Origin of the sequence: Enterobacter sp. CM29 (assembly GCF_013179605.1) — a bacterium.
GTDB classification, from domain to species: domain Bacteria; phylum Pseudomonadota; class Gammaproteobacteria; order Enterobacterales; family Enterobacteriaceae; genus Enterobacter; species Enterobacter intestinihominis.
This window is the reverse complement of the sequence record NZ_JABMCU010000379.1, coordinates 1-893: the sequence shown is the minus strand read 5'-3', so window position 1 is coordinate 893 and position 893 is coordinate 1. Positions and strand designations below refer to the sequence as shown.

Annotated in this window: 1 protein-coding gene; it reads left to right on the top strand. The window is 61.4% G+C overall.

Translation table 11 applies throughout. From position 1 onward, the window contains the following. The coding region (locus tag HP459_RS23175; protein ID WP_171936954.1) for an amidase family protein at positions 1–885 on the top strand (885 nt) is incomplete at its 5' end. Positions 886–893: the final 8 nt, after the last annotated feature.

Genomic DNA, 893 nt, shown 5'->3' with positions numbered 1-893 from the left:
TCCAGCGGAGGATGCGCCGCGGCGGTGGCGGCGGGGATGGCGGATGGCGCATTGGGTACCGATACCGGCGGCTCTATCCGCATTCCCTGTAGCTATACCGGGCTGGTGGGGCTACGGCCTGCTTTTCGCCGTTCACAGCTGGACGGGGTAGCGCCGCTCTCGCCCAGCAAAGATACCGTTGGGCCAATGGTACATAGCGTTGAAGATGCCGCCTTGCTGCATGCGGTGATCCATGGTTTGCCACCGGTTGCGCTTCCTGTGCGTTCGCTGAAAGGCGTTCGCTTTGGTGTGGTAACCGCGTTACAGGGAGAGGATGAGGTACAGCTGGAGGTCTGGCAGTCGGCGCTGCACACGTTGCGTCGTGCCGGAGCAACGCTGGTGAAGGTATCATTACCTTTGCTGGACGACGTAAGTCAGGCGACATGCCTGAGCCTGTATGAATTTCGCGTGGCGATTGACGACTGGCTTAGCAAACAGCCTGGCGCTCCCTCCGGACTAACAAGCATTGTGGACTCCGGCGCTTTCCTGCCAGAGTTTGCGCCGTTTCTACGTCAGATGCTGGTGAGTAACACGCTGAAAACCCCGCACTGGCTGGCGGGGCGTCGCTTTCAGCGCCTGTTACGGCAGAGCCTTTGCCAGGTGGCGAAGGCGCAGCGCATCGACGGATTTGTGTATCCCACCGTACAACGGTTACCAGAAAGTATGGCGAAGATGCCGCCAGGCTGCGCGCCGGAACTGGCCGCCATCAGCGGCCTGCCAGCTATAACCTTGCCGTGCGGCGTAAGCCGTATCGGTCTGCCGGTGGGGATGGAGATGTTATCGGTGCAGGAGGATGAGACGGCGTTGATGGTGCTGGCGCTGGCGTGTGAGGGGGCGCTGGGCTAGAAGGGACA